Below are 25,521 nucleotides of genomic sequence, written 5' to 3' on the forward strand. Positions count from 1 at the left end.
GGTGACGCCCGCGCCGAGACCCTTTGCATTAATCAAATCGAGACGCTGGCCGCCGCCTCACTGTTGCCGGTATCCGGCTGAGAGATGACACCCGATTCTGTTGACTGATTCCATCGCAACTGAGCGCGATTGGATATGTCGTTGAATAAATGAACTTTTCCGATTCCGCTCGGGTTCATTTCCCGGGCGCGAAGGAAATGGTTGCACAATGAGCAAAAGTTAAAAGGCCGCAAAACTCCGGGCTAACAGTTAACGAAAGTAAACACTTCATTAACCATAATGATGCTCTAATGCATGTGAGGCCCGGCAAAGGCGCGAACGACGCAGACAGCTTCGCGCAAGCGTCGATTTCAAAAGTGGAAGTTATTTTTGGGGGTGTTGATGAGTCGCAAGCATGTCGCTGTCCTGATGGGCGGATTTTCCTCGGAAAGGCCTGTCAGCCTTTCCTCGGGAAAGGCTTGCGCAGAGGCCCTCGAAGCCGAAGGCTTCAAGGTGACGTGCATCGACGTGGCGCGCGACGTCTCCGAGAGGCTCGCGGCGCTGAAGCCCGATGTCATCTTCAATGCGCTGCATGGGCCCTTCGGGGAGGATGGCACCATCCAGGGTATCCTCGAATATCTCGAGATCCCCTATACGCATTCGGGCGTGCTTGCCTCGGCTCTGGCGATGGACAAGGAAAAGGCGAAGCTTGTTGCCGCTGCCGCCGGCATTCCGGTCGCCGAATCGCAGGTCATCAATCGTTTCGCTTTTCCTTCGGTGCATCCGATGAAGCCGCCCTATGTGGTGAAGCCGGTGCGTGAAGGGTCGAGCTTCGGCGTCGTGATCGTCACCGAAGATCAGACGCATCCGCCGCAGGTCGTCAGTTCGCCCGAATGGCGCTATGGCGAAGAGGTGCTGGTCGAGCGCTATGTCTACGGCCGCGAGCTCACCTGCGGTGTCATGGGCGAGAATGCGCTCGGTGTCACGGAGGTGGTGCCGCAGGGACACAATTTTTATGATTACGATTCCAAGTATGCTGCGGGCGGTTCAAAACACGTCATCCCGGCGAAAATTTCACCGAATATTTACCAAAAAATACAAACATTGGCGCTAAGGGCGCATCAGGCAATCGGTTGTCGCGGCGTCAGTCGGTCCGACTTTCGTTACGACGATCGTTTCTCCGAAGACGGCGAAATCATCTGGCTGGAGGTCAATACCCAGCCAGGCATGACTCCTACCTCGCTCGTGCCCGAAATGGCCGGTCATGCCGGCTATTCCTTTGGTGAGTTTCTCCGGTGGATGGTGGAGGACGCGTCTTGTTTGCGTTGACGGTCAAGAGGATAGGGCGCCCCAGCCATCATGCTGTGCTTCCGATCGTGGAAGCCGAAGAGCGATTCGTGCTGCCGCGTCCGCTGCGCCGCGTCACTCGTTTCTTGATCAGCCTCGGTAGCGGCCGCATTTACATTCCGGCCCATACCGGGACGGTGTCGGCGCTTGCCTTTTTGGCTGCGACCGGCCTCTACGGTATGTCGCTCGGCGGTCACACCGAAGCCGTCGCGCAGGCCACGACGACGGCCGCAGGTTTTGCGATCGAGGACGTGAAAGTCTCCGGCAATGCGGAAACCTCCGAAATCGAGATCCTGCAGCTGATCGGCCTCGACGGCACAACCTCACTGGTCGCACTCGACGTCGATGCGGCCCGGCGCAAGATCGCTCACCTTCCCTGGGTCGAGAATGTCGAGGTTCGAAAGGTCTATCCGAGGACAATCGAAGTGAAGCTCAAGGAGCGTGAGGCCTATGCGATCTGGCAGCACGGGCAGGAGCTTTCGCTGATCGAGAAGAACGGCAGCGTCATTGCGCCGCTTCGCGACAACAAGTTTTCGTCGCTGCCGCTCGTCGTCGGCCGCGACGCCGAGACTGCGGCAGCTTCGCTCGGCGACGCCTTCGCGAAGTGGCCCGACGTGAAGGCCCGCGTGAAGGCCTATGTCTGGATATCGGGCCGTCGTTGGGATCTGCACATGGATAACGGCGTCATCGTCAAGCTGCCGGAAGACGGCATCGATCAGGCGCTGGCGACGCTTTCGAAGTTCGACAAGGAGCATCAGCTCCTGGAGCGGGACATCGCCGCCGTTGATCTGAGATTGCCCGACAGGACCGCGATCCAGCTGACGCCGGAAGCGGCGGTCCGCCGGCAGGCGGCGGTAACGGAGCGTACCAAGGAATTGAAGAAGGCGGGGCAGAATATATGAGCTTGTTCGGTTCATCCCATTTCGGATTGCCGCGCCTGAAGCCGCTTTCGTCGAAGCGGTCGCATGTCGTTTCGGTGCTCGACATCGGCTCGACCAAGGTCGTCTGCATGATCGGCCGGCTGACGCCGCGCGAGGAAAGCCAGATCCTGCCGGGCCGCACGCACAATATCGAGATCATCGGCATAGGCCATCAGCGCTCCCGCGGCATCAAGACCGGCGTCATCGCCGATCTCGATGCGCTGGAAGGCGTCATTCGGCTGGCGGTCGACGCGGCTGAACGCATGGCCGGGCTGACCGTCGAGAGCCTGATCGTCAACCTGACGGCCGGCCGCCTTGGCAGCGACATCTACACCGCGACGATCGATCTCGGCGGTCAGGAAGTCGAACTCAACGACCTCAAGAAGGTGCTCTCGGCTGCCTGCCAGCAATCGCTGCGCCAGGACCGCTCGGTGCTGCATTCGCTGGCGACCGGCTTCTCGCTCGACGGCGAGCGCGGCATTCGTGACCCGCTGGCAATGTACGGCGATGCGCTCGGCGTCGACATGCATGTCGTGACCGCGGAGCGCTCGGCACTGAAGAACCTCGAGCTTAGCGTCAATCGCGCGCATCTTTCTGTCGAAGGCATCGTCGCGACGCCTTATGCATCGGGCCTTGCCGCTCTCGTCGACGACGAGGTCGAGCTCGGCTGTGCGGCGATCGACATGGGCGGCGGCACGACGACGATCTCGGTCTTTGCCGAAGGCAAGCTCGTTCATACCGATGCCGTCGGGCTCGGCGGCCATCATGTCACCACCGACCTCGCCCGCGGCCTTTCGACCCGCATCGAGGATGCCGAGCGGCTGAAGGTCGTGCATGCCTCCGCGCTCTTGAATTCCTCCGATGAACGCGAGCTGATCTCGATACCGCCGATCGGCGAGGATGACCGCGACCAGCCGTCGCAGGTGCCGCGGGCGCTCGTTTCGCGCATCGTATCGGCCCGAATCGAAGAGACGATGGAACTGATCCGCGATCGTATCCAGCGTTCCGGCTTCAGCCCGATCGTCGGAAAACGCGTCGTGCTGACGGGAGGCGCGAGCCAGCTGACCGGCCTTGCCGAGGTGGCGCGGCGCATTCTGGCCCGCAACGTCCGCATCGGCCGTCCGATGGGCGTCTCGGGACTGCCGACGGCGGCCAAAGGTCCGGCCTTTTCGACGGCCGTCGGCCTGATGATCTACCCGCAGGTCGCGGACATGGAGACACATGCGTCACAGAGCGGTCTGCTCATGTCGCTTGGGGGAAATAACAGCCGCATAGCCCGCATGGGCCAGTGGCTGAAGGAAAGCTTCTGAAATTTGCGTAATTGGCCGGCGTGGCGATGCGGCCAGAGAGAGAAGGAACAGGTACCATGACCATCAAGCTGCAAAAGCCTGACATCACAGAGCTGAAGCCGCGCATCACAGTGTTCGGCGTCGGCGGCGGCGGCGGCAACGCCGTCAACAATATGATCACCGCAGGCCTCCAGGGCGTCGACTTCGTCGTTGCCAACACGGATGCGCAGGCGCTGACGATGACGAAGGCCGAGCGCATCATCCAGCTCGGCGCCAACGTCACCGAAGGCCTCGGCGCCGGCTCGCAGCCGGAAGTCGGCCGCGCGGCCGCCGAAGAGTGCATCGACGAGATCATCGATCACCTGAACGGCACGCATATGTGCTTCGTCACCGCCGGCATGGGCGGCGGCACCGGCACCGGTGCTGCTCCCGTCGTCGCGCAGGCCGCCCGCAACAAGGGCATCCTGACGGTCGGCGTCGTCACCAAGCCGTTCCATTTCGAAGGCGGCCGCCGCATGCGCCTAGCCGAGATGGGCATCCAGGAACTGCAGAAGTCTGTCGACACGCTGATCGTCATTCCGAACCAGAACCTCTTCCGCATTGCCAACGACAAGACGACCTTCGCCGACGCTTTCGCCATGGCCGACCAGGTTCTCTATTCCGGCGTTGCCTGCATCACCGACCTGATGGTGAAGGAAGGCCTCATCAACCTCGACTTCGCCGACGTCCGCTCGGTGATGCGTGAAATGGGCCGTGCGATGATGGGCACCGGCGAGGCCTCCGGCGCCGGCCGCGCGTTGCAGGCAGCCGAAGCGGCAATCGCCAACCCGTTGCTCGACGAAACCTCGATGAAGGGTGCCCAGGGCCTGCTGATCTCCATCACCGGCGGCCGCGACCTCACCCTCTTCGAAGTCGACGAAGCTGCGACCCGCATCCGCGAAGAAGTCGATCCGGACGCCAACATCATCCTGGGCGCCACCTTCGACGAATCGCTCGAAGGCATCATCCGCGTCTCGGTCGTCGCGACCGGTATCGACCGGGCGATCAGCGAAGCTGCCGAGCGCAACTTCCAGCCGGCCGCCAGGCCCGCTATCCGTCCCTCCGCGGCTGTTGCTCCGGCAGCGGCCGCAGTTCAGCCTGCGCCGGTGATGCAGGCACCGAAGGCCATCGATCCGATCGCGCAAACCATCCGCCAATCCGAGATGGAACGTGAGCTCGAAATTCCGGCCCCGCGTGCCAGCGCCCCCGTCCAGCAGCCTGCTGCGCAGCAGGAAGTCTTCCGTCCGCAGAGCAAGATCTTCGCGCCTGCGCCGGAAGCTCCGGCCATGCGTCCTCAGGTGCAGCAGCAGGCTCCGGCGCCGGGAACGAGCCAGCCGGCAATGAGCCAGCCGGTGATGAGCCAGCCCGTCCAGCAGCAGCCCATCCAGCAGCAGCCGATCCGACAGGAGCCGATTATCCGGCAGGCGGCTGAACCGGTGCGCATGCCGAAGGTCGAGGATTTCCCGCCGGTCGTCCAGGCTGAACTCGACCACCGCACGCAGCCGGCTTCGGCGCATCAGCAGGAAGAGCGCGGCCCAATGGGCTTGCTCAAGCGAATAACCAATTCGCTTGGCCGCCGCGACGATGACGCGGTTGCCGCCGACATGACCGCCGCACCGCCGGCCGCATCACAGCAGCGCCGTCCGTTGTCGCCGGAGGCAAGCCTCTATGCGCCACGCCGCGGCAATCTCGACGATCAGGGTCGTGCAGTTCCGCAGGCTCGCATGATGCAGGAAGACGATCAGCTGGAAATTCCGGCATTCCTGCGCCGCCAGTCGAACTGAAATATCGCGGGCTTCGGCACCGTTCATGCCCGGGATCCAGGTCCCGGGCATTGCTGTTTTCGGCCGAGAATTCCTGAGCGATATCAATCGTGTGACTTCGTAACAAAACGAAAGAAACAGTGATTTGGATTGGAGCGCCGGCGCACGTAAATATGGCGCAAGAAAACTGCGCTGGGAGTCGTCTAGACGAGGCTCTTTCTGCAGAAAGAATGATAACCGCGCCGTGGCACCAACCGCTGGAGCGGAAAAATAAAGGCAGATTTTATGGCTATTGGCTTGCTGGGTTTTCAAACGACGGTATCGCGTCCGGTGACGCTCTCGGGCATCGGCGTTCATTCGGGCGCGAATGTCTCGATTACGCTGAACCCGGCCGAAGCGGACACTGGCGTCGTTTTCCAGCGCCTGCATGATAATGGCGACATCACCGAACTGAAGGCCGTCTCCTCGCAGGTCGGCAATACAGACCTCTGCACGGTGCTCGGCTTCTCACCCACGCATTCAATCGCGACGATCGAACATGTCATGGCCGCCGTCTATGCGCTCGGCCTCGACAATGTCCTCATTGAGGTGCAGGGCGCAGAAATGCCCATCATGGACGGCAGTTCGCTGCCTTTCGTCGAAGCGATCGAGCAGGCCGGTCTCATCTCGCTCGGCGTCAAGCGTCGCTATATCCGCATCACCAAGCCGGTGCGGATCGAGCATGGCGGCTCCTGGAGCGAATTCCGTCCCTATGACGGCACGCGCTTCGAAGTCGAGATCGATTTCGAATGCCCGCTGATCGGCCGGCAAAAGTGGGCCGGCGACCTAAACGCCGCCGTCTTTAAATCCGAACTTTCCCGCGCCCGCACCTTCGGCTTCATGCGTGATGTTGAACGTCTCTGGGCATCGGGCCATGCGCTCGGTTCTTCGCTTGAAAATTCCGTCGTCATCTCGGACGACAATACCGTCATCAATGTCGAAGGCCTGCGATATGCCAAGGACGAGTTTGTTCGCCACAAGACGCTTGATGCCGTTGGCGACCTGTCTCTCGCTGGCGTCCAGTTCATCGGTTGCTACCGATCCTATCGTGGCGGCCATAAGATGAATGCCAATGCTTTGAAGGCGCTGCTCGCCGATCCCTCCGCCTACGAGGTGGTCGAGACCTCGACGCCGCGCCAGCGCGTCGCCGCTCGTGAACTGATCGCCGTCAACGCTTCGGAATTCGCTCCCTGGTCGGCATGACCTCCAGCATATTCTCAAGACCAGGCCGCCTCTTCCCGGAGGCGGTTTTTTTATGTCGGCCCGAGTCTGTGGTGATAGGCATTTTCTCGCAGTTGCTTAGCTGCCACAGGTCGGCAAGAAGGTGAAAAGCCGGCCAATCCGGCGGCGGCTGCCACAAAAATGCGTTAATGCCTTATCATTGCGTTGCTCTTGATGCACATTTGTGGCTAGAAACGCCAGCGAGGCGTGGCTGTCGTGGAGCGAGCGGCGGCATTGGGGTTCTTTTGAATGGCTTATGCAGGATCTGAAGGTATGATGAAGACAGCGCGCGCTTTGTTCGCATCGCTTCTGGTGCTGAGCGCAGGCGCCTCGATCTCCGGCTGCCAGTCGGATCCCGATATCGACATCACCAAGCTTGGCCTCGAAACCGATCCGCCTGACGTGCTCTACACCCAGGGCCTTGCCAATATGAAGGCGGGCAACATGGCGGAAGCGGCGCGCAAGTTCGATGCAATCGATCGCGAGAACCCATTCTCCGAATGGGCGCGCAAGGCGCTGGTCATGAGCACCTTTGTCAAATACCGCCAGGGCAAGCTCGATGATGCGCTTGCCTCGGGTAATCGCTACATGTCGCAATATCCGAAGTCCCAGGACGCTGCCTATGTGCAGTATCTCATCGGTCTCACCTATTCCAAACAGATCGTCGACGTGACCCAGGACCAGCGCGCCTCGGCCAAGACGATCGAGGCGATGCAGGCTGTGATCGACAACTACCCGAACTCCGAATATGTCGATGACGCGCAGGCGAAGATCCGCTACGCCCGTGATCAGCTCGCCGGCAAGGAAATGCAGATCGGCCGCTACTATATGGAGCGGAAGGAATATCTCGCCGCAATCTCGCGTTTCCGCATCGTCGTCGAGAAATATCCGAATACGAACCAGATCGAGGAAGCCTTGGCCCGTCTCGTCGAGGCTTATTACGCCATGGGTATCGTCGACGAGGCGCAGACCGCGGCAGCCGTTCTTGGTCACAACTATCCGGACAGCCAGTGGTACGCCGATTCCTACAAGCTGCTGCAGACAGGTGGCGCCGAGCCGCGTGAGAACAAGGGCTCCTGGATCGCTGCGGCAGGCAAGAAACTCCTGCTCGGTTCCTAAGTCCCATGCTGATCCAGCTTTCGATCCGCGATATCGTCCTGATCGAGCGGCTGGATCTTGCCTTCGAGACCGGTCTGTCCGTGCTGACGGGCGAGACCGGCGCGGGCAAATCCATCCTGCTCGACAGTCTTTCGCTGGCGCTCGGCGGGCGCGGCGATGGCGGTCTGGTGCGCCATGGCGAAGACAGGGGCCAGGTGACGGCGGTGTTCGACGTCGGCATGGACCACGGGGCGCGGGTGCTCCTGCGTGAAAACGGCATCGACGACGAGGGCGACCTGATCTTCCGCCGTCAGCAATCGGCCGATGGTCGCACCAAGGCCTATGTCAACGATCAACCGGTGAGTGTGCAACTGATGCGCCAGGCCGGCCAGATGCTGGTCGAGATCCACGGGCAGCACGATGATCGCGCTCTTGTCGACACGAATGCCCATCGCAACCTGCTCGATGCCTTTGCCGGCCTCACCGATGAGGTTGCTGAGGTCTCCCGCCTGTATCGTATTTGGCGCGACAGCGAACGGACGCTGAAAAAGCATCGCGAGAAGGTGGAAAGTGCGGCGCGCGAGGCTGACTATCTGCGTTCCTCTGTGGCAGAGCTGGAGAAACTCTCGCCACAGGACGGCGAGGAGGACGAACTCGCCGAAAGCAGGCAGAGGATGATGAAGGCGGAGCGAATCGCCGGCGACATCGCCGAAGCCTCCGAATTCCTGAACGGCAATGCCTCGCCGGTGCCGCATATCGCCTCGCTGGTGCGCAGACTGGAGCGCAAGAGCCATGAAGCGCCCGGGCTGCTCGAAGACACCGTGACGCTACTCGATGCTGCGCTCGACCAGCTTTCCAATGCGCAGATGGAAGTCGAGGCAGCGCTGCGCAAGACCGAATACGATCCGAGAGAACTGGAGCGGGTGGAGGAGCGGCTTTTCGCGCTCAGAGCCGCGTCGCGCAAATATTCCGTGCCCGTCACCGAGCTGCCGGCGCTTGCGATGCGCATGATCGCTGATCTCGCCGATCTCGATGCAGGCGAGGAGCGGCTGGCGCATCTGGAAGCGGAGGTCGGTCTGGCGCGAGAGAATTACGATTCGGCGGCGCGCTCGCTTTCCGACAAGCGCCATCAGGCAGGCACTGCGCTGGCTGCCGCCGTGATGGCCGAACTGCCAGCATTGAAGCTCGAACGCGCTCGTTTTATGGTCGAGATCACCACGGATGCGCAGGAGGCGCTTCCCGAAGGCATCGACGTCGTCGAGTTCCATGTCCAGACCAATCCCGGCACGCGCCCCGGCTCGATCATGAAGGTGGCCTCCGGCGGTGAGCTGTCGCGTTTCCTGCTGGCGCTGAAGGTGGCGCTCGCCGATCGCGGTTCAGCCCCAACGCTCGTTTTCGACGAAATCGATACCGGTGTCGGCGGTGCTGTGGCCGATGCGATCGGCCAGCGGCTGAAGCGGCTGTCCGAGCGGGTCCAGGTGCTGTCGGTCACACATGCGCCGCAGGTCGCGGCGCGGGCGGCTACGCATCTGCTGATCTCCAAGGGGCCGGCGGCCGAGGGTTCCGAAAAAATCGCCACGCGCGTCGCGACGATGGCGCACAAGGATCGCACCGAGGAGATCGCCCGCATGCTCGCCGGCGCCTCGGTAACGGAAGAGGCGAGGGCGGCGGCGAAGCGGCTGCTGGCCGGTAACGGCTGATTGCCGCAGCCGGCACGCTGACAAATACCCCGCTTCGCGCTATGCCGATTGCTCCGATTAGCGGCGATCCGTTGCCATGCGCCTGTTCCATTTCAGCGATAACTCCGGCATCGCAGCGTTCGAGCCGCGTGCCGTTCGCATCCCCTCAATCCGCCCGGCCGGCCAGGAATGGCTGAACGGCCCGCTCGTCTGGGCGATCGATGCCGATCATGACTTCATGTATCTCTTTCCGCGAGATTGCCCGCGGATCCTGATCTGGGCCACGTCCGAGACGCCGGAAGCCGAGAGGCGGCATTGGCTTGCAGGTTGCCGGGCAGCAGCCTATGTCGAGCGTCGTTGGCTGGAACGGCTCTCGGCGGTGACAGTCTATCGTTACGCGCTGCCGGCCGAAGGTTTCGAGGAGCTCGGCGATGCGGGCATGTGGGTGGCTCGCCGGCGTATAGTTCCGATCGAATGCACCGCCATTTCGCGGCTCGACCGGGAATTCATGCCGCGCGGAGTGGAACTGCGGGTGGTCGACAGTTTGCAGCCGCTGAAAGGCCTGTGGAACAGCGGACTGCATGTCAGCGGCATCCGGCTGCGCAACGCCTTGGATTGGGAATAGGCTGGTAGGCAGTCCTCACTGGTCAGGGTAAGCAGCCTCTCTTTTCATCCGGCGATTTTGCTCTAAAAACAATGCAGATTTCTGGCCAGATTCTCTGGAGTGATGTTCCATGTCCACCGAAGGTTCCGCCATCGACACGTTAACGATCGAAGAGGCTGCCGCCGAGCTCGAGCGGCTGGCAAGGGAGATCGCGCACCACGACGCGCTCTATCACGGCAAGGACCAGCCGGAGATTTCAGATGCCGATTACGATGCGCTGAAGCGCCGCAACGATGCGCTGGAAGCGCGGTTTCCCGAGCTGATCCGTGAGGACAGCCCGTCGCGACGGGTCGGTGCTGCGCCCTCGGTCACCTTCTCGCCCGTCGTCCACGCGCGGCCGATGCTGTCGCTCGACAACACGTTCTCACAGGAGGACGTGCAGGATTTCGTCGCCGGGGTCTATCGCTTCCTCGGCCGACTGCCGGACCAGTCGATCGCTTTTACCGCCGAACCGAAGATCGATGGGCTATCGATGTCGATCCGCTACGAGAACGGGAGACTGACGACGGCTGCGACGCGCGGTGACGGCACCACGGGGGAAAACGTCACCGCCAACATCCGCACCATATCCGAAATTCCCAACCAGCTGCCGAAGGATGTCCCCGCAGTCGTGGAAATCCGCGGCGAGGTTTATATGGCCAAGAGCGATTTCCTGGCGCTCAACCGCCAGATGGAAGCGGAGGGCAAGCAGACCTATGTCAATCCGCGCAACACGGCGGCGGGATCGCTGCGCCAACTCGACGCCAAGGTGACGGCGAGCCGCAAGCTGAAATTCTTCGCCTATGCCTGGGGCGAGATGTCGGACCTGCCGGCCGACACGCAATTCGGCATGGTGCAGACCTTCAAGGACTGGGGCTTCCCGGTCAATCCGTTGATGAAGCGGCTGAATTCGGTCGCCGACATCCTGGCGCATTACGACGAGATCGGCCTCAAGCGCCCGGATCTCGATTACGATATCGACGGCGTCGTCTACAAGGTCGACAGCCTGGAACTGCAGCAGCGCCTCGGCTTCCGCTCGCGAAGCCCGCGGTGGGCGACGGCGCATAAATTCCCGGCCGAGCAGGCCTTCACCGAGGTCGAGAAGATCGAGATCCAGGTCGGCCGGACCGGTGCGCTGACGCCTGTGGCCCGGCTGAAGCCGATCACGGTCGGCGGCGTCGTCGTCACCAACGCGACACTGCACAATGAGGACTACATCAAGGGCATCGGCAATAGCGGCGAGCGCATCCGGCCGAAGGAGCACGATATTCGCGAGGGCGATACCGTCATCGTCCAGCGCGCCGGCGATGTCATTCCGCAGATCCTCGACGTGGTGATGGAAAAGCGTCTCGCCGAGGCGAAGCCATATGATTTTCCCAAGACCTGCCCGGTCTGCGGCTCGCATGCGGTGCGCGAGGTCAATGAGAAGACCGGCAAGATGGATTCGGTGCGCCGCTGCACGGGCGGCTTCATCTGCCGGGCGCAGGCGACGGAGCATCTGAAGCATTTCGTTTCGCGCAACGCCTTCGATATCGAGGGGCTCGGTTCGAAGCAGATCGACTTCTTCTTCGAAAATGAAGATGCGTCCCTGCAGATCCGCACGGCGCCCGATATCTTCACCTTGGAGAAGCGCCAGGCGCAGTCGCTGACCAAGCTGGAGAATATCGACGGCTTCGGCAAGGTCAGCGTCGGCAAGCTCTATGCGGCGATCAACGAGCGGCGCAGCATTGCGCTCCACCGTTTCATCTATGCGCTCGGCATTCGCCATGTCGGTGAAACCACGGCAAAACTCTTGGCGCGCTCCTACGGCACCTATGAAGCCTTTGCGACCGCGATGAAGGAGGCCGCACCGCTTTCCGGCGACGCCTGGAACGATCTCAACGCCATCGAGGGTATCGGTGAGGTCGTGGCGCGCGCGATTGTCGAGTTCTACAAGGAGCCGCGCAACATCGAAGTGATCGGCCGTCTGCTTGAAGAAGTGACGCCCGCAGCGGCCGAGCAACCGGTGACGACGGGCAGTCCTGTGGCTGGCAAGACCGTGGTCTTCACCGGCTCGCTCGAAAAATTCACCCGCGACGAGGCGAAGGCAAGGGCCGAAAGCCTCGGCGCCAAGGTCGCGGGATCGGTATCGAAGAAGACCGACATCGTCGTTGCCGGTCCCGGCGCCGGCTCGAAGCTCGACAAGGCGCGCGAACTCGGCGTCCAGACGATGGATGAGGATGAGTGGCTGGCGCTGATTGGCGGGTGAGGAAGCCGGCGTCAGAATGCCCGCATCCTGTTCGGCGTTGCCTCGGCCTTGTGCGAGGATCTGCTGCGCCCGTTGCCAATGCTCCGGATAAGGCGGGCAAGACCAAGCACGACGAGGGATGCGGATAGACCCGTCCGACTCAGGTCCTCAGCCGCGCCATCGTATAGGCATCGGCATAATGTCCGGCGCGATATCCGAAAGCACGCAGATGCCCTTCCTTTTCGAAGCCGAACTTCTCGTAGAGAGCGATCGCAGCCGCGTTGTCGGTATATACGGTCAGTTCGAGCCGCTTGATGTCGAGCCAGTCGTCGGCTGCATCGACCATCGCGCCAAGCAGGATGCGGCCGAATCCGCGACCGGTGAAGTCGTCATGCACGCCCATGCCGAGGCTGGCGACGTGCTGGCGACGGCCGCTAAGGCGGTTGAGGCCGCAATTGCCGACGATCTTGCCATTTAGAGTCACGACAAGGTTGAGCGCGCCCGCCGACGGGTTTTCCATGTTCTTGCGGACCTCCTCAATCCGCTGGTAAGGCGGCCTCAGCGTGCCGGCCCGATAGCCCGGTAAATTTATAAGATCAGTGATCTCTTCGGCGTCGGAAAGACGCACGGCTCGCACGACGACACCGTCGGGCAGGGGCGCCCGGCCGCGGGGTTCATTCTCTTCATTTTCAGGCATGGCATCTCTCCTTGGGTTACAGCGAGGAGAGCCGGGATTTTTTGGAAAACCCTGCTCGCCTCGGCAGGGTTCTCGGGATGATCGGACGGCTAGTGACGCACCATCGCTCCCGCGTACCCTGGAGGGGTCGTGGCGATATGATGCATGGTATGCGTCACAGAGTTGATCATGCGCGAAAGTTTCCCCATCCGCGTGCAGATGTCAATAGGCCGGGATTTGCCTTCGCCTCCGGCTGACATTATGCCGGTAGGGCAGACGATTCGGATTTTACCCTTGAAGACCATTGCCATCGATTTCGAGACAGCCAACGAGCAGCGCGGCAGCGCCTGTTCTGTGGGGCTTGCCTGGATCGAAGAGGGTAGGGTGACGCGCGTCGAGGAGCGGCTGATCCGACCCAGAGACATGCGCTTTTCCGGCATGAACATCGCAATCCACGGAATTCGGCCGGAGCACGTCGAGGATGCGCCTGAATTTCCCGAGGTGATGGACGAGTTCTACGACGATATCAGCGGCGCGACGATGATCGCGCACAATGCGGCATTCGATTTCAGCGTCTGGCGGGCAAGCCTCGATCTCTATCGGCAGTCCTATCCTGAGCTGACCTATCTCTGCAGCCTGAAGATGGCGCAGCGCATCTGGCCGCATTTCCTCTCGCATCGGCTGAACCTGATCGCCGAGCATCTCGGGCTGCGCTTCATGCACCATAATGCCGCCGAGGATGCGGCGGTTTGCGCGGCCGCGGCGATCGAGATGGCGAGGGCGGTCAAGGCGAAGGCCGTGGAAGCGATCCCGGCGGTGATCGGTATGACGCCGGGGCGGCTGACGGCGCGTGGCTATGCGCCCTGCACCTGCCGGAAGGCCTGAACGCCCCGTAATAACGGCGATTTCTTGCAAAGCCCAGGTGCATGCTTATCTAGAATGCGGATCATCCAGGGAGCCGCCATGACCAAGCTTCGCACGTTTCTTCTCGCCGCATTTTCCTTCGCCGCTATTTCCGCGGGCGCTGCCTCGGCCGAGGTCGTCGGCAAGGTCGGGGTCGACTGGATCGGCAACGACATCATCGTCGAGGCACTCTCCGACCCGGAGGTCAAGGGCATCACTTGCCACGTCACCTATTTCGATCGCAGCCTGATCGATCGGTTCAAGAACGGCAACTGGTTCGAAGATCCGTCCAACAATTCGATCGCTTGCCGCCAGACCGGACCGATCGAGATCGGCAACATCGACCTCTCCAAGGACGGCAGCGAGGTGTTCCGCCAGGGCATGTCGCTGATCTGGAAGACGCTGGTTGTCAACCGCATCTACGACAAGGCCAACGACACGCTGATCTATCTCGCCCATTCGCGCCAATTGACCGATGGTTCGGCGAAGATGTCGATCTCGACCGTTCCGCTTTATGGGCAGAGCGTGACTTGGAAGAATGGGAAGCCATAGGGGCTGGAGATCCTTTCTTCTGATGTGCCGTCCGCCTCCTCATCCGACCCTTCGCGCCACCTTCTCTCCGCGGGGGAGAAGGGGTAAGCCGCATCGTCTCCGCATACTTGGCTTGGTGTGCTACGTCCCCTCTGTCCTTCGGGGTGAGGGGCCGCACACGCAAAGCATGCGTACTTTCTGACGAAAAACAAGAAAGGCCCGGACGAGCCGAGCCTTTGAATTCCGTATCTAAAGAATATCAAGCCGCCTGGTTCAACTCGTCGGCGATGACCGTATCGAGGTTGAGGAAGCAGACCATGGTCTTCTCGAGTGCGACGATGCCGCGACAGAAGGCGCGCTGGGCTTCCGGGATGATTTCCGGCGGCGGCTGCAGGTCTTCGCTCTTGATGGTCATCATGTCGGAAACCTGCTCGACCAGCAGACCGACCAGCTTGCCCGCGATATCGGTGACGATGATCGCCGAGCGCTCGGAAGGCTCGGTCATCTTCATGCCGAGGCGGCAGGCCATGTCGATGACCGGGATCACCGCGCCGCGCAGGTTGATGAGGCCCAACACGTAGGGCGGGGTATGCGGCATCGGCGTCACCGGCGCCCAACCGCGGATTTCGCGGATAGCCATGATGTCGATGCAGAATTCCTGATCGCCCAAGTGGAACGAAACGATTTCCAGATAGGCGCCCGACTGCTTGATGGCACTATTGTTCATGATCAGAATTCTTCCCAATTGTCCCCGGCGGGAGCGGCGATGGCTTTGGCGGCAGAACCGCCGTTGAATGCGCCCGCGACTTTGCCGATCAGGCTGCGTGCGGGAGAAGGTCTCGAATGCGAGGCGGCGGTTGCCTCTCGCGGCGTTTGCCGGGCGCTCATGCCCTCGCCGGTTTTGAACTGCTTGATCAGTTGCGTCAGATTTTCGGCGTCGACGGCGAGCGTATGGCTTGCGGCATTCGTCTCTTCCACCATGGCCGCGTTCTTCTGCGTGACCTGATCCATCTGGCTGATCGAAGTGTTGATTTCGTTCAATCCGACTGATTGTTCGCGCGCAGAGGTTACGATTGATTTAACATGTTCGTCGATGCGCAGAACATCCTCGCCGATCTGGCGAAGCGCTTCACCGGCGGCTGTCACCAGTTCGCCGCCGATCTTCACTTCCTCGCCCGATTTTCCGATCAAGGCCTTGATATCCTTGGCAGCACCCGCAGCACGGCCGGCGAGTTCGCGCACTTCCTGGGCGACGACGGCGAAGCCCTTGCCGGCCTCGCCGGCGCGTGCGGCCTCGACGCCGGCGTTGAGCGCGAGCAGGTTCGTCTGGAAGGCGATCTCGTCGATGACGTTGATGATCTTGCCGATCTCGCGGGAGGCGCCCTCGATTCGCTCCATCGCGGCCATCGCATCACCGACAACGATATCCGATTTCGCGGTATTTTCGCGGGTGTGGGAGACCATGTGGCCCACTTCCTCCGCGCGGCTGGTGGCGTTGCGGACGGTGGCGGTGATCTGATCGAGGGCGGCGGACGTCTCTTCCAGCGAGGCGGCCTGCTGTTCGGTGCGCTTGGCGAGATCGTCGGCGGCGGCGCGCATCTGGCGGCTGTTCGCCTCGATCGAGCTGCTGTTGATGGCGATGTCGCTCATCGCCTTGCGCAGCGTCGCGGTCGTCTGGTTGAAGTCCAGGCGCAAGCGCTCCAGCTCTTCGCGGAAAGGCTGGTCGATGGTCACGGTCACGTCGCCGCCCGAAAGGCGGGTAAGGCCGGCGCCAAGAGCGGCGACGGCGGCGCTGAGCGCCTCGGCGTCGGCGAGCTTGGCGGCTTCGCGGGCACGGTGCTCAGCATCGCTGCGCTGTCTGTCTGTCTGGGCCTGGGCTTCAAGGTCGCGCTTCTCGATCGCGGCGAGGCGGAAGCCGTCGGCGGCGCGAGCCATCTCGCCGATTTCATCGCCGCGGGTCTTTTCAGCGACGTTGCTGGCAAGATCGCCATTCATGATGCGCTGCATGCTTTCGCGCACGGCGCCGATGCCACGCCGGATCGAACCGCCATGGACATATTGCAGGACACCCATGATGAGGATGGCCAGGACGCCGAGGCCGATCTGCAGGATGAGGGCCTCTCGCGACACGGCATTGGCGAGCTCGACATGCTGCTGGGCGAAAACCGTGCCTTCAGCGGCGAGCTTGTCGAGGGTCGCGGTCAGCTCTTCGCCGGCGCCGTCGATCGCGTCGTCGATTTTGTCGAATTCCGCATCAGCCGCGCCCTGCTGAACCAGCGCGACGAGATCGACCTGTATTGCCTTGCCGATTGCGGCGACATCCGCGTCATAGCTCTTCAACAGGCTGTCGACTTGCATTTCATTCGCAAGAAGGTGCATCTCTTTCGAACCACCCGAAAGAGCAGTCAGCGAATCACCGATTAGTTTGATGCGCTCGGGTTCGACGGCCTTGCTGTCCTTGTCGACGATAATGTCCATCGCGGCTAAGACCATCGTCAGATTCGCAAGCCGCATGTCGCCGATATGGTTGACGCTGGCCTGGATCTCGCCGGCGCGGCGCAATGCCGTGTCGACCCGCATGTTCTCGTACCAGCCGACGCCGAGCATCGTTCCGAAACCGATGAAGGCCGCACCGCCCAGTGTCCAGAGCCGCTGGCTGACCGACAGGCTCTTGCGCACCGATGAATTCGTCATGAAAGACCCCTCCACAAACCGCTCGGGTTTATGTTTTTGCTACCCTCACGCGGCGTCCGGGGTTTTCGCCACTCGGCAGACTTCATGTCAGAACGGCTCGATCGAGCCGCACGCACTGCTAAATATAAAGATGACGATTTAAGCCTTTCCTAATGATGTTTCTCTTGAACTTATCTGTTCACCTTAAGAGCAAGTGGTTCAAATGATGCCGCTTTTTGATGTGCGCTATCGCGGTTCGACGATTTTTCCGCCCTGGACAGCTTCTGCCCTTGAGGCAATTAATCACGGGTCAGAAAACATATTCTTGAATTGCGCGCCTCCGCCTGAGGCTATAATCACGCCGGCGGGGCCATGACCGCCTCAGACTGAGGGCCACGCCAATGAAGACATTTCGCATCGCCGTTTGGATCGGTGTTCTGATACTTGCCGGAGTTCTCGGTGCGGTCAGGTGGTATCCCATGACATCTCAGGATGTCGTGGCGGAACCGCCATTCGGCGTGCCCTTCACGCTGGTTTCCCAGAGCGGCCAACCGATCACCGAGCAGGCGCTCCGCGGCAAGCCGACGGCGCTGTTCTTCGGCTTTACCCATTGCCCGGAAGTTTGCCCGACGACGCTGTTCGAACTGAACGGCTGGATGGAGAAGGTCGATCCCAATGGTGACAAGCTGCAGGCCTATTTTGTGACCGTCGATCCGGAGCGCGATACGCCCGAGATCATGAACGAGTACGTGTCCAACGTTTCCAAGCGAATTACCGGCATTTCGGGCCCACCGGACAAGATCACCGAGGTCATCAAGGGGTTCCGCGTCTATGCCAAGAAGGTGCCGGTCGACGAGAAGGATCCAAACGGCGACTATACGATGGATCATACTGCGTCGGTCTTCCTGCTCGATTCCGCCGGGCGGTTTTCCGGAACGATCGCCTATGGCGAAAATCCGGACACGGCGGTAAAGAAGCTGGAGAATCTCGTCCATAAGGGGTGATGGCTTCAGCGTGATGGGACGTTGGCTCGACCGATGGCGGGCAAGGGAAACGGGAAAGACCGCCTATCGTGAGTGAAATCCGCCTTTACGTGTCGACCACCGAAAGCCAGGCCGAAGCGATCCTCGATCTCCTGACCCAAGTCTTCGGCGAAGAAGACTTTGCCATCGGCACCACCGAAATCGATGAGAAGAAGGATATATGGGAGGCCTCGGTCTATATGATGGCCGAGGACGAGGCGGATGTGCGCTCCCGCATCGAGGCGGCGCTGAAGGTCGCTTTTCCCGATGCTCAGCTGTCGCGAGAAGTCATCCCGGATGTTGATTGGGTGGCGAAATCGCTGGAGGGCCTGAAGCCGGTCAGGGCGGGGCGCTTCCTGGTGCATGGCTCGCATGACCGAGACAAGGTCCGCTCCGGTGACATCGCCATCGAGATCGATGCCGGCCAAGCCTTCGGTACCGGCCATCACGGAACGACGGCCGGTTGCCTAGAGATGATCGATGCAGTGATGTGTTCGCGCCGGGTTCGCAATGCGCTTGATCTCGGCACAGGCAGTGGCGTCCTGGCGATCGCGGTGCGTAAGCTCAAAAACATCCCGGTGCTTGCGACCGATATCGATCCGATCGCAACGCTGGTCGCGGCTGAGAACGTACGACGCAATGGCATCGCGTCTGGCATCGTCACGAAGACCGCACCGGGGTTCCATTCGACGGCCTTCTCGGAGAATGGCCCCTTCGACCTCATCATCGCCAATATTCTCGCCCGGCCGTTGATCCGGATGGCGCCAAAGCTCGCCACGCATCTTGCGCCCGGCGGATCGGTGATCCTTTCAGGCATTCTCGCGTCACAACGGTGGAAGGTGATCGCCGCCTATAGCGGCGCGCGGCTCCGGCATGTCAGGACGATCTGGCGGAACGGCTGGGTGACGATTCATTTCGATCGGCCTTGAGGAGGGAGAGGATCGGGGCGACGGGTGCGACTTACTCCCTCTTCTCCCCGGCGGGGAGAAGATGCCCGAAGGGCAGATGAGGGGTGAGCGGCGAAGCCGCGAATCCGCTGAGCGCAAGCGAAGGACAATGAAGGGTGTGCCGTGCGGCACCCTCATCCGACCCTACGGCCACCTTCTTCCCCGCTGGGGAGAAGAGGGAACAAGTCGTGACCTCAGTTGTTCCACAGGATAGCGCGCTTCCCGTGCCGTTCTCAAAAGAAAAAGGCGGCGCCAGTGGCACCGCCTTGGACCGGTTTTCCGGCCAATGCCCGCGAGCTCGAAGGAGGAGGAGTGCTCAAGCAGGCTCTACTGCATTCCAATAGGCCGGTCCGGGAGGGAGGAGACGGACAGGCTTTAAGCTTAGAACGCGTAACTGGGGGCGCCCTGGTGGCGCGTGACGCGCTGGCCGGCGCCGAGAAGCTTGAGGCTGTCCTCGTTCTGCGGGCGGCGGGCGCCGATCACGTGACGCACAGTCTGGCGTTCGCCAGCCTGCACCGGGCTGCTGTATGCGAAGCGCGAGAGAGAGGCGGTCATTTCAAAAAATCCTTTGTTTACTGGTTCATTCGAACCGTTCGATGGCGTCTATATAGCTATTCTGAAATGCGGAGGCAGAGGGTTTTCCTCATGGGAGCCATGCGGCCAATGCATATAGCGTGCCAAACTAACTTTCGGCGTCACAGTTCCGTCAAAATGCCGAGCAGGCCCAACGGTTTCGCCTCGTTTCGTCGCTTTTTCTCCCCATCGATTTAAATTTCGCTAACATGACCGGCATCCCGTTAACCAGATTCGTTTCAACCATTCGGATTTCCAGCATGTTCCAGTCTTTCGAAGTCACCTCCACGCCGCAGTTCGGCAAGGAACGAGTTTCGGCGCTGCGCGCTACTTTCGATTCGCTAGGCATCGATGCTTTCCTCGTGCCGCGCGCCGATGAGTTCAACGGCGAATATGTTCCGGCCTGCTCCGAGCGGCTGGCATGGCTGACGGGTTTCACCGGCTCGGCGGGCATCGCGCTGATCCTGCGGACGCAGGCGATCGTCTTCGTCGACGGACGCTATGTAACGCAGCTCGCCGAACAAGTCGACGGCTCGGTGTTTTCGGGCGGCGATCTGGTGAACGAGCCGCCGCATGTCTGGCTTGCCGCAAACGGAACTAAGGGGCTGAGGCTCGGCATCGATCCCTGGCTTCACGCCGGCGCGGAAGTACGGCGTCTGGAAAGAGCACTGGCGGAGATCGGCGGGAGGTTGGTCTTCCTGCCGTACAATCCGCTCGACAGGTTGTGGAGCGATCGGCCTGCCGAGCCGCTCGGCGCCGTCACCATCCAGAATGTCGCCCAAGCCGGCGTGCTGGCAAGCGATAAGATTGCGACGATTGCCGCTGATCTTTCGAAGAAGAACCTCGCCGCGGTGCTGATTGCGGATCCCTCCTCGGTTGCCTGGATATTCAATCTCCGCGGTGCCGACGTGCCGCACACGCCGCATCCGCTGGCGCGCGCCATCATCCACGCCGACGGGCGGTCCGAACTCTTCCTGGACAAGCGCAAGACTGGAATCGAGACTGAGGCCTATCTCGGGCAGATATGCACGCAACTTCCGCCATCGGCGCTCGAAGAGAGGCTTGCTGCCGTTTCCAGGGATCGCCGCGTGCTGATCGATGCTGATATCGCCTCCCATGCGCTGGCGGAGATTATCCGCAAGGCGGGCGGCGAAGTGGTGGAGAGCGCCGACCCCGCTAAGCTGCCGCGCGCGGTGAAAAACGACGTGGAAATCAACGGCTCGGCCGCTGCACATCTGCAGGATGGAGCAGCGATGGTGGAATTCCTTTATTGGCTGTCGCAGGAGAAGCCGGGCAGCGTAAGCGAAATCGCCGCCGCCGAACATCTGGAAGCGGTGCGCGCTCGAGTCGGCCAGAGCATGCAGAACCCGCTGAAGGATATATCCTTCGATACGATCTCGGGCGCCGGCGAACATGCGGCGATCATGCATTATCGCGTCACCACCGAGACCAACCGGATGATCGAAGCAGGTGAACTTTTCCTGATCGATTCCGGTGCGCAATACATCAACGGCACGACCGATATTACCCGCACGGTCGGGATCGGCACGGTGTCAGAGGAGCATCGCCGTTTCTTCACGATGGTGCTCAAGGGAATGATCCAGATCAGCACGGCACGTTTCCCGAAGGGTACACGGGGCTGCGACCTCGATCCGCTGGCGCGGATCGCGCTGTGGCGGGCGGGCGCCGATTTTGCCCATGGCACAGGGCATGGGGTCGGCTCCTATCTCTCTGTGCATGAGGGGCCGCAGCGCATCTCCCGGCTTTCGACGCAGGAGCTGCTGCCCGGGATGATCCTTTCGAACGAGCCCGGTTATTACCGGCCTGGCAGCTTCGGCATCCGGATCGAGAACCTGATCTATGTGCGCGGCGCCGAGGAAATCGAAGGCGGCGACATGCCGATGCTCGGCTTCGAGACGCTGACCTTCTGCCCGATCGACCGCAACCTCGTCATTCCCGAGCTTCTGACCCATGATGAGCTGCATTGGTTCAACGACTATCACCGCCGCACATGCGAGGCGCTGATGCCGCTGATCCACGATCCCGACGTCAGGGCGTGGCTCGAAAACGCGACGCTGCCGCTCGAATATTAGGCAACAGACGGCGGAACACTGCTTTCGGGCTGCAAGGCCGCGCGCTTTCAGGCGCAAGGCCAGGGTTCAGGCGCCGATCGTGTAGCGCCATGCCATCACGACAACCCAAGCGGCAACCAGCATCCATGTATGGGAAATGCGCAGGCCGACGAAGAGGGCAACGATCAGCGCCAGTTTCGATTCCCAGCCGCCAATGAAGAAGGCAGGTGCGACAAGAGTGGTCAGTACGGCGGCCGGCACGGCGTTCAGCGCCGCTTCCATGCGCGGGGGAATGCTCTTCATTCGGGTGATGAGGATATAACCGCCGATGCGGGTGGCGAAGGTGGCGACTGCTGCCGCGAGTATTACGAGCGCCATATGGAGATCGAATTCCATGGCTCAGACCTCGTGCACTTCGGATTGAAGGGCGTCGGCTTCGAGATCCGGCACCTCGCGCGGCAGCGGCAGCAGGGCAGCCAGCACGATGCCGGCGGCCGCACCCAGGCTGACATGCCAGGGCGAGCCGACATAGCGGTAGGCGAGCACTGATGCTACCGCGCTGACGAGCGCCACCGGCAGGAAATTGTCGCGCTTGCGGAAGCCGAGGACGATGCCGAGGAAATAGGCCGGCAGCAAGATATCGAGTCCAATTGCCTTGGGATCGCCGATGAAGCCGCCGAGCAGGCCGCCGGCGACGCTGATCAGCACCCAGGGAATGTAGATGATGACGCCGAAGCCGAGATACCAGGCGAAGGTAAGCGGTTTGCCGGCTTCGCCCCGCTTGACTGCCTCGGCAAATTGCGGATCGACGAGGAGGAAAAAGGTGAAGAACTTCTGCACCGGGCTGAAATGGCCGATGTAGCGGGCTAAGGCCGCAGAATAGAGCACATGGCGGAAATTGACGGCGAGGATCGAAAGCACGATCAGCCAGGCATGAACCTGGTGGCCGAAGAGTTCGATTCCGACCATCTGGCTGGCACCGGCATAGACGGTGGCGCTCATGAAGGCCGCCTCGGAAAGCGACATGCCGTTTTCAACCGCCAGTGCTCCGAACAGCGCGCCAAAGGGCGCCGATGCCAGCGCAACGGCCGAGCCGCCCCGCAAACCTTCAACAAAGTCGGCGCGATTCATGTGAGTGTCCTGTTGGAAATTCAGGTTTTCCTTATGGGCTACAGTCTTCCGCGGCAATTGAATTTCGTTGATTGACCAATCGATTTCGCTGAAGCATCAACGCCGTGATTGCATTTGTCGGAGAACCAGGCATGCAGCAGATCGAATTTTCCAGGGAAGAAAAGACTGAGATCGTTTCACGCATCCGCGTTTATTTCGACCGCGAACTGGATCCCATCGGCACCCTTCCGGCCGAATTCCTGCTCGATTTTTTTACCGAGGAGATCGGGCCTTACTTCTACAATCGAGGGCTGAGAGATGCCCAGGCTGCCTTACTGAAGAGAATGGAAGACGTGGCCGAAGATATCCATCTTCTCGAGAGAGAGCAGAAATCCAGCGCCTGAAAATCAGACGGCAGGCCTGCTTAACGCCAAATTATGGCTGCGGCGATACGGTCGGCGCTTTCCTTCACCAGGTTGGTGTCATTTGGCCCTGATTGTCTCTGTTATTGATGAACCACGATCCGCCAGGCTTGCCAAGGCGATGCTCTTCCTCGCCTGGCTTGCGCTGGCGTCTGCGCTTTGCTGGTCCGAAACGGTATGGCGTGACGAAGTTCGCGCATTGTCACTGGCTCTTCAGGGAGACAATTTCGCCGCTATGCTTCGCCAACTGCAGGGTGAGGGGCATCCTGCCCTGTGGTATATCCTGCTGCGCGCCGCCTATGTCATAGTCGGCTCACCCGTCGTCTTGAAAATCGTCGCACTGACGATTGCGGCGGCCGCCGCCTACCTTCTTGTTTTCCGGTTGAAACTGCCCCTTCCCATCATGCTGCTGTCGCTGTTCAGCAGCTTCTCGATTTTCGATTATGCGGCAATGTCGCGAAATTACGGCATCAGCATGCTGGTGGTCTTCCTTGTCGTCCTGAGCTGGGAGAGGGGAGTACGCAACGGGATATTGCTCGGCTTTTTGTTTGCCTTGCTGGCAAATACCAATGTCCACTCGGTCGTCCTCGTCGGCGGCTTTCTCGCCTATTGGTTTTTCGATCTGGTTCTGGCGCGGCCAAGACCCCCTTTGAGCGCATATCGGGCCTTTGTGACAGCTGCTGCCATTGCCGCGGTCGGCGTTGTTCTGTGCGTCCTGACGGTCTATCCGACCTTCAACGATGCCGGGCAGAACGATCTCGCGGACAAGAATTTCGCTTTGCTTGTCCTTTCTGCCTTTACCGCGGCCAGTTCCTATTTCATGGCATTCTACCCCGACCGGGTCCTTGAACTGGTCGTGGCTGATCCATCGCTCGCCCGGATTTTCGCGTCGCTCATGGCTGTGCTCATCTATGGCAGTCTGTTGGGGCTGGCCAACCGGCGACCGGCGATGTTCGCAGCAGCACTGGTTCTCCTGGGGCTTTCCCTGCTTTTTACGCTCGTTTACCCAGGTAGCTACAGGCATCAGGCGCTCTGGCTGGTGTTCATGATCGCAATCACCGCTTTGACCCAGCCGCCTCGGGCCGGCCTCGCCGATGTTGCCGGCACCGAAGCTGCCAGCATCGTCGTGAAGATCGGGCGTCTTTGCTTCATGATATTGCTCGCACTGCAGGTCGCTTCCGGCATCGAGAGGGTCCATCAATTCCTTTTCACCGACATGCCGCTCAGCCGAGCCCAGGATCTCGGCTCGTTCATTCAATCTCGTCCTGATCTCGAGAATGCGATCATCATGGCGGATCCCGACTATCTCGTTGAAGCCTTGCCCTATTTCATTTCCAATCGCACCTATCTTCTAAGAGAGGAACGGTTCGGTGCCATTGTGCATTATACCCGCAATGCGCGGCTTTCTCTCAGCCTTGCCGACATTCTGCAGACGGCGCGGCAGTTGCAGCACAGCGAGCATGCCCCCGTCGTCATTCTTCTCTCACAGCGGCTTGACCGAATTGCCGCGCCGGTCTCATTGCGCGAAAGTTACAATTGGCTGCTGTCCCTGACGCCAGAGGACATTTCCGCATTCCGGAGCGAGACGACCCTCGTCAAGCGCTTCGGCCCCGTTGCCGGCAGCGATGAGACATTCGACGCCTATTTGTTGAAATAGTCGGCGATCGCAAGCTCATTGGCGCAAGGCATCTGCGCTTTTAATCACAGCGATGCCATGCGCCCGCATCTCGTCGATAGCGGCGGCAACACCTTCGGGGGTAATGCCGCGACTTGCATCCTCGATGAAGCGCACGCGCACACCAGGCATCATCTCGAGCGCGTCGAGCGCCGAGAACTTGACACAGTAATCGGTCGCCAGCCCGCAGATGTCGAGATCGGTGACACCCTGTTCCTGGAGAAAATTGGAAAGACCGGTCGAAGCATCCCGGTCATTGTCGCGGAATGCCGAATAGCTGTCGATCCTGGGATCCTCGCCCTTCTGCTGGATCAGGTCGATCTCTTCGGATCTCAGGTCCGGATGCAGTTCGGCGTCGAGCGTACCCTGGATACAGTGGTCGGGCCACATCATCTGTGGCTTGCCGGACAATTCGCCCATCTCGAAGGGAGCGGCGCCCGGATGGGCGGAGGCGAAACTGCCGTGGCCGGGCGGATGCCAGTCCTGCGAGGCGACGATCAAATCATATTTGCCGCTGTCGATCAGCCGGTTTGCGACGGGAACCACCTTGTCGCCGTCCGGCACCGGCAGATTGCCGCCGGGACAGAAGCCGTTTTGGATATCGACGAGCAGCAGCGCTTTCATCAAGGCCAATCCCTTCGCGTTATTGCAATGCAAATGCCAAATGCACCGA

At 61.0% G+C, this 25,521-nt stretch carries 23 protein-coding genes; 16 read left to right on the forward strand and 7 right to left on the reverse strand.

The window, feature by feature from the left end; translation table 11 throughout:
• The first annotated feature begins 381 nt into the window (after positions 1-381).
• From ACQ7C1_RS11335 to ligA, 9 genes are all read left to right on the forward strand, one after another.
• Positions 382-1,308: a D-alanine--D-alanine ligase gene (locus tag ACQ7C1_RS11335; protein WP_430958325.1), complete on the forward strand. Its 927-nt coding sequence runs from the start codon at positions 382-384 to the stop codon at positions 1,306-1,308.
• Entirely contained in the window at positions 1,296-2,228 is a 933-nt protein-coding gene (locus ACQ7C1_RS11340) for a cell division protein FtsQ/DivIB (protein WP_430958326.1), read from the forward strand. The genes ACQ7C1_RS11335 and ACQ7C1_RS11340 overlap by 13 nt, the downstream gene beginning before the upstream one ends.
• Positions 2,225-3,556, forward strand: coding sequence for a cell division protein FtsA (ftsA, locus tag ACQ7C1_RS11345; protein WP_064803798.1), 1,332 nt, complete (start codon positions 2,225-2,227; stop codon positions 3,554-3,556). The genes ACQ7C1_RS11340 and ftsA overlap by 4 nt, the downstream gene beginning before the upstream one ends.
• Positions 3,557-3,612: 56 nt before the next feature.
• Complete coding sequence (gene ftsZ / locus ACQ7C1_RS11350) at positions 3,613-5,358, forward strand: cell division protein FtsZ (RefSeq protein ID WP_430958327.1); 1,746 nt, start codon at positions 3,613-3,615, stop codon at positions 5,356-5,358.
• Between the two features lie 264 nt (positions 5,359-5,622).
• On the forward strand, positions 5,623-6,579 hold the full coding sequence (lpxC, locus tag ACQ7C1_RS11355; RefSeq protein WP_085778772.1) for a UDP-3-O-acyl-N-acetylglucosamine deacetylase: 957 nt from the start codon (positions 5,623-5,625) through the stop codon (positions 6,577-6,579).
• Positions 6,580-6,846: 267 nt separating this feature from the next.
• Positions 6,847-7,716, forward strand: a complete 870-nt coding sequence (locus ACQ7C1_RS11360) for an outer membrane protein assembly factor BamD (protein WP_170965882.1) — start codon at positions 6,847-6,849, stop codon at positions 7,714-7,716.
• Positions 7,717-7,721: 5 nt separating this feature from the next.
• Positions 7,722-9,395, forward strand: coding sequence for a DNA repair protein RecN (gene recN / locus ACQ7C1_RS11365; RefSeq protein WP_221112225.1), 1,674 nt, complete (start codon positions 7,722-7,724; stop codon positions 9,393-9,395).
• Between the two features lie 76 nt (positions 9,396-9,471).
• Positions 9,472-9,999, forward strand: coding sequence for a DUF6886 family protein (locus ACQ7C1_RS11370; RefSeq protein ID WP_430958328.1), 528 nt, complete (start codon positions 9,472-9,474; stop codon positions 9,997-9,999).
• A 109-nt stretch (positions 10,000-10,108) separates the two neighbouring features.
• Positions 10,109-12,265: an NAD-dependent DNA ligase LigA gene (ligA, locus tag ACQ7C1_RS11375; RefSeq protein WP_430958329.1), complete on the forward strand. Its 2,157-nt coding sequence runs from the start codon at positions 10,109-10,111 to the stop codon at positions 12,263-12,265.
• 139 nt (positions 12,266-12,404) lie between these two features.
• Here the strand turns inward: ligA and ACQ7C1_RS11380 are convergent, their stop codons facing one another.
• Positions 12,405-12,941, reverse strand: a complete 537-nt coding sequence (locus tag ACQ7C1_RS11380; RefSeq protein ID WP_097597966.1) for a GNAT family N-acetyltransferase — start codon at positions 12,939-12,941, stop codon at positions 12,405-12,407.
• A gap of 273 nt (positions 12,942-13,214) precedes the next feature.
• Between ACQ7C1_RS11380 and ACQ7C1_RS11385 the strand changes: the two genes are divergently transcribed.
• A complete protein-coding gene (locus tag ACQ7C1_RS11385; protein WP_430958330.1) occupies positions 13,215-13,805 on the forward strand; it encodes a 3'-5' exonuclease in 591 nt (196 codons plus the stop codon).
• A 78-nt stretch (positions 13,806-13,883) separates the two neighbouring features.
• Positions 13,884-14,375, forward strand: a complete 492-nt coding sequence (locus ACQ7C1_RS11390) for a CreA family protein (protein WP_085780127.1) — start codon at positions 13,884-13,886, stop codon at positions 14,373-14,375.
• Between the two features lie 238 nt (positions 14,376-14,613).
• On the opposite strand, the gene ACQ7C1_RS11395 is transcribed toward ACQ7C1_RS11390, so the two are convergent.
• Together ACQ7C1_RS11395 and ACQ7C1_RS11400 are read right to left on the reverse strand one after the other, a co-directional pair.
• Complete coding sequence (locus ACQ7C1_RS11395; protein WP_011426076.1) at positions 14,614-15,081, reverse strand: chemotaxis protein CheW; 468 nt, start codon at positions 15,079-15,081, stop codon at positions 14,614-14,616.
• Between the two features lie 2 nt (positions 15,082-15,083).
• Entirely contained in the window at positions 15,084-17,048 is a 1,965-nt protein-coding gene (locus ACQ7C1_RS11400; RefSeq protein ID WP_430958331.1) for a methyl-accepting chemotaxis protein, read from the reverse strand.
• 380 nt (positions 17,049-17,428) lie between these two features.
• On the opposite strand from ACQ7C1_RS11400, the gene ACQ7C1_RS11405 reads away from it, so the two are divergent.
• Both ACQ7C1_RS11405 and ACQ7C1_RS11410 read left to right on the forward strand, forming a co-directional pair.
• Positions 17,429-18,031 carry an SCO family protein gene (locus tag ACQ7C1_RS11405; protein ID WP_430958332.1) on the forward strand — a complete coding sequence of 201 codons (603 nt, stop codon included), beginning with the start codon at positions 17,429-17,431 and terminating at the stop codon, positions 18,029-18,031.
• A 68-nt stretch (positions 18,032-18,099) separates the two neighbouring features.
• Positions 18,100-18,978: a 50S ribosomal protein L11 methyltransferase gene (locus ACQ7C1_RS11410; protein WP_285191561.1), complete on the forward strand. Its 879-nt coding sequence runs from the start codon at positions 18,100-18,102 to the stop codon at positions 18,976-18,978.
• 399 nt (positions 18,979-19,377) lie between these two features.
• Here ACQ7C1_RS11410 and ACQ7C1_RS11415 read toward each other — a convergent pair whose 3' ends face one another.
• Positions 19,378-19,551, reverse strand: coding sequence for a hypothetical protein (locus tag ACQ7C1_RS11415; protein WP_004668779.1), 174 nt, complete (start codon positions 19,549-19,551; stop codon positions 19,378-19,380).
• Positions 19,552-19,829: 278 nt separating this feature from the next.
• Between ACQ7C1_RS11415 and ACQ7C1_RS11420 the strand changes: the two genes are divergently transcribed.
• Entirely contained in the window at positions 19,830-21,662 is a 1,833-nt protein-coding gene (locus ACQ7C1_RS11420) for an aminopeptidase P family protein (RefSeq protein ID WP_430958333.1), read from the forward strand.
• A 66-nt stretch (positions 21,663-21,728) separates the two neighbouring features.
• Here the strand turns inward: ACQ7C1_RS11420 and ACQ7C1_RS11425 are convergent, their stop codons facing one another.
• Together ACQ7C1_RS11425 and ACQ7C1_RS11430 are read right to left on the reverse strand one after the other, a co-directional pair.
• Positions 21,729-22,037: an AzlD family protein gene (locus ACQ7C1_RS11425; protein ID WP_085778763.1), complete on the reverse strand. Its 309-nt coding sequence runs from the start codon at positions 22,035-22,037 to the stop codon at positions 21,729-21,731.
• Between the two features lie 3 nt (positions 22,038-22,040).
• Complete coding sequence (locus ACQ7C1_RS11430) at positions 22,041-22,772, reverse strand: AzlC family ABC transporter permease (protein WP_430958334.1); 732 nt, start codon at positions 22,770-22,772, stop codon at positions 22,041-22,043.
• Positions 22,773-22,903: 131 nt separating this feature from the next.
• Between ACQ7C1_RS11430 and ACQ7C1_RS11435 the strand changes: the two genes are divergently transcribed.
• Together ACQ7C1_RS11435 and ACQ7C1_RS11440 are read left to right on the forward strand one after the other, a co-directional pair.
• On the forward strand, positions 22,904-23,155 hold the full coding sequence (locus ACQ7C1_RS11435; protein ID WP_430958335.1) for a DUF2164 domain-containing protein: 252 nt from the start codon (positions 22,904-22,906) through the stop codon (positions 23,153-23,155).
• An 82-nt stretch (positions 23,156-23,237) separates the two neighbouring features.
• Positions 23,238-24,830, forward strand: a complete 1,593-nt coding sequence (locus ACQ7C1_RS11440) for a hypothetical protein (protein WP_430958336.1) — start codon at positions 23,238-23,240, stop codon at positions 24,828-24,830.
• 15 nt (positions 24,831-24,845) lie between these two features.
• Here the strand turns inward: ACQ7C1_RS11440 and pncA are convergent, their stop codons facing one another.
• The gene (gene pncA, locus ACQ7C1_RS11445; RefSeq protein ID WP_430958337.1) at positions 24,846-25,472 is read right to left on the reverse strand and encodes a bifunctional nicotinamidase/pyrazinamidase; all 627 of its coding nucleotides are present in this window, start codon (positions 25,470-25,472) and stop codon (positions 24,846-24,848) included.
• Between the last annotated feature and the right edge of the window lie 49 nt (positions 25,473-25,521).

The organism is Rhizobium sp. Nf11,1 (assembly GCF_050587665.1).
Taxonomy (GTDB): Bacteria; Pseudomonadota; Alphaproteobacteria; order Rhizobiales; family Rhizobiaceae; genus Rhizobium.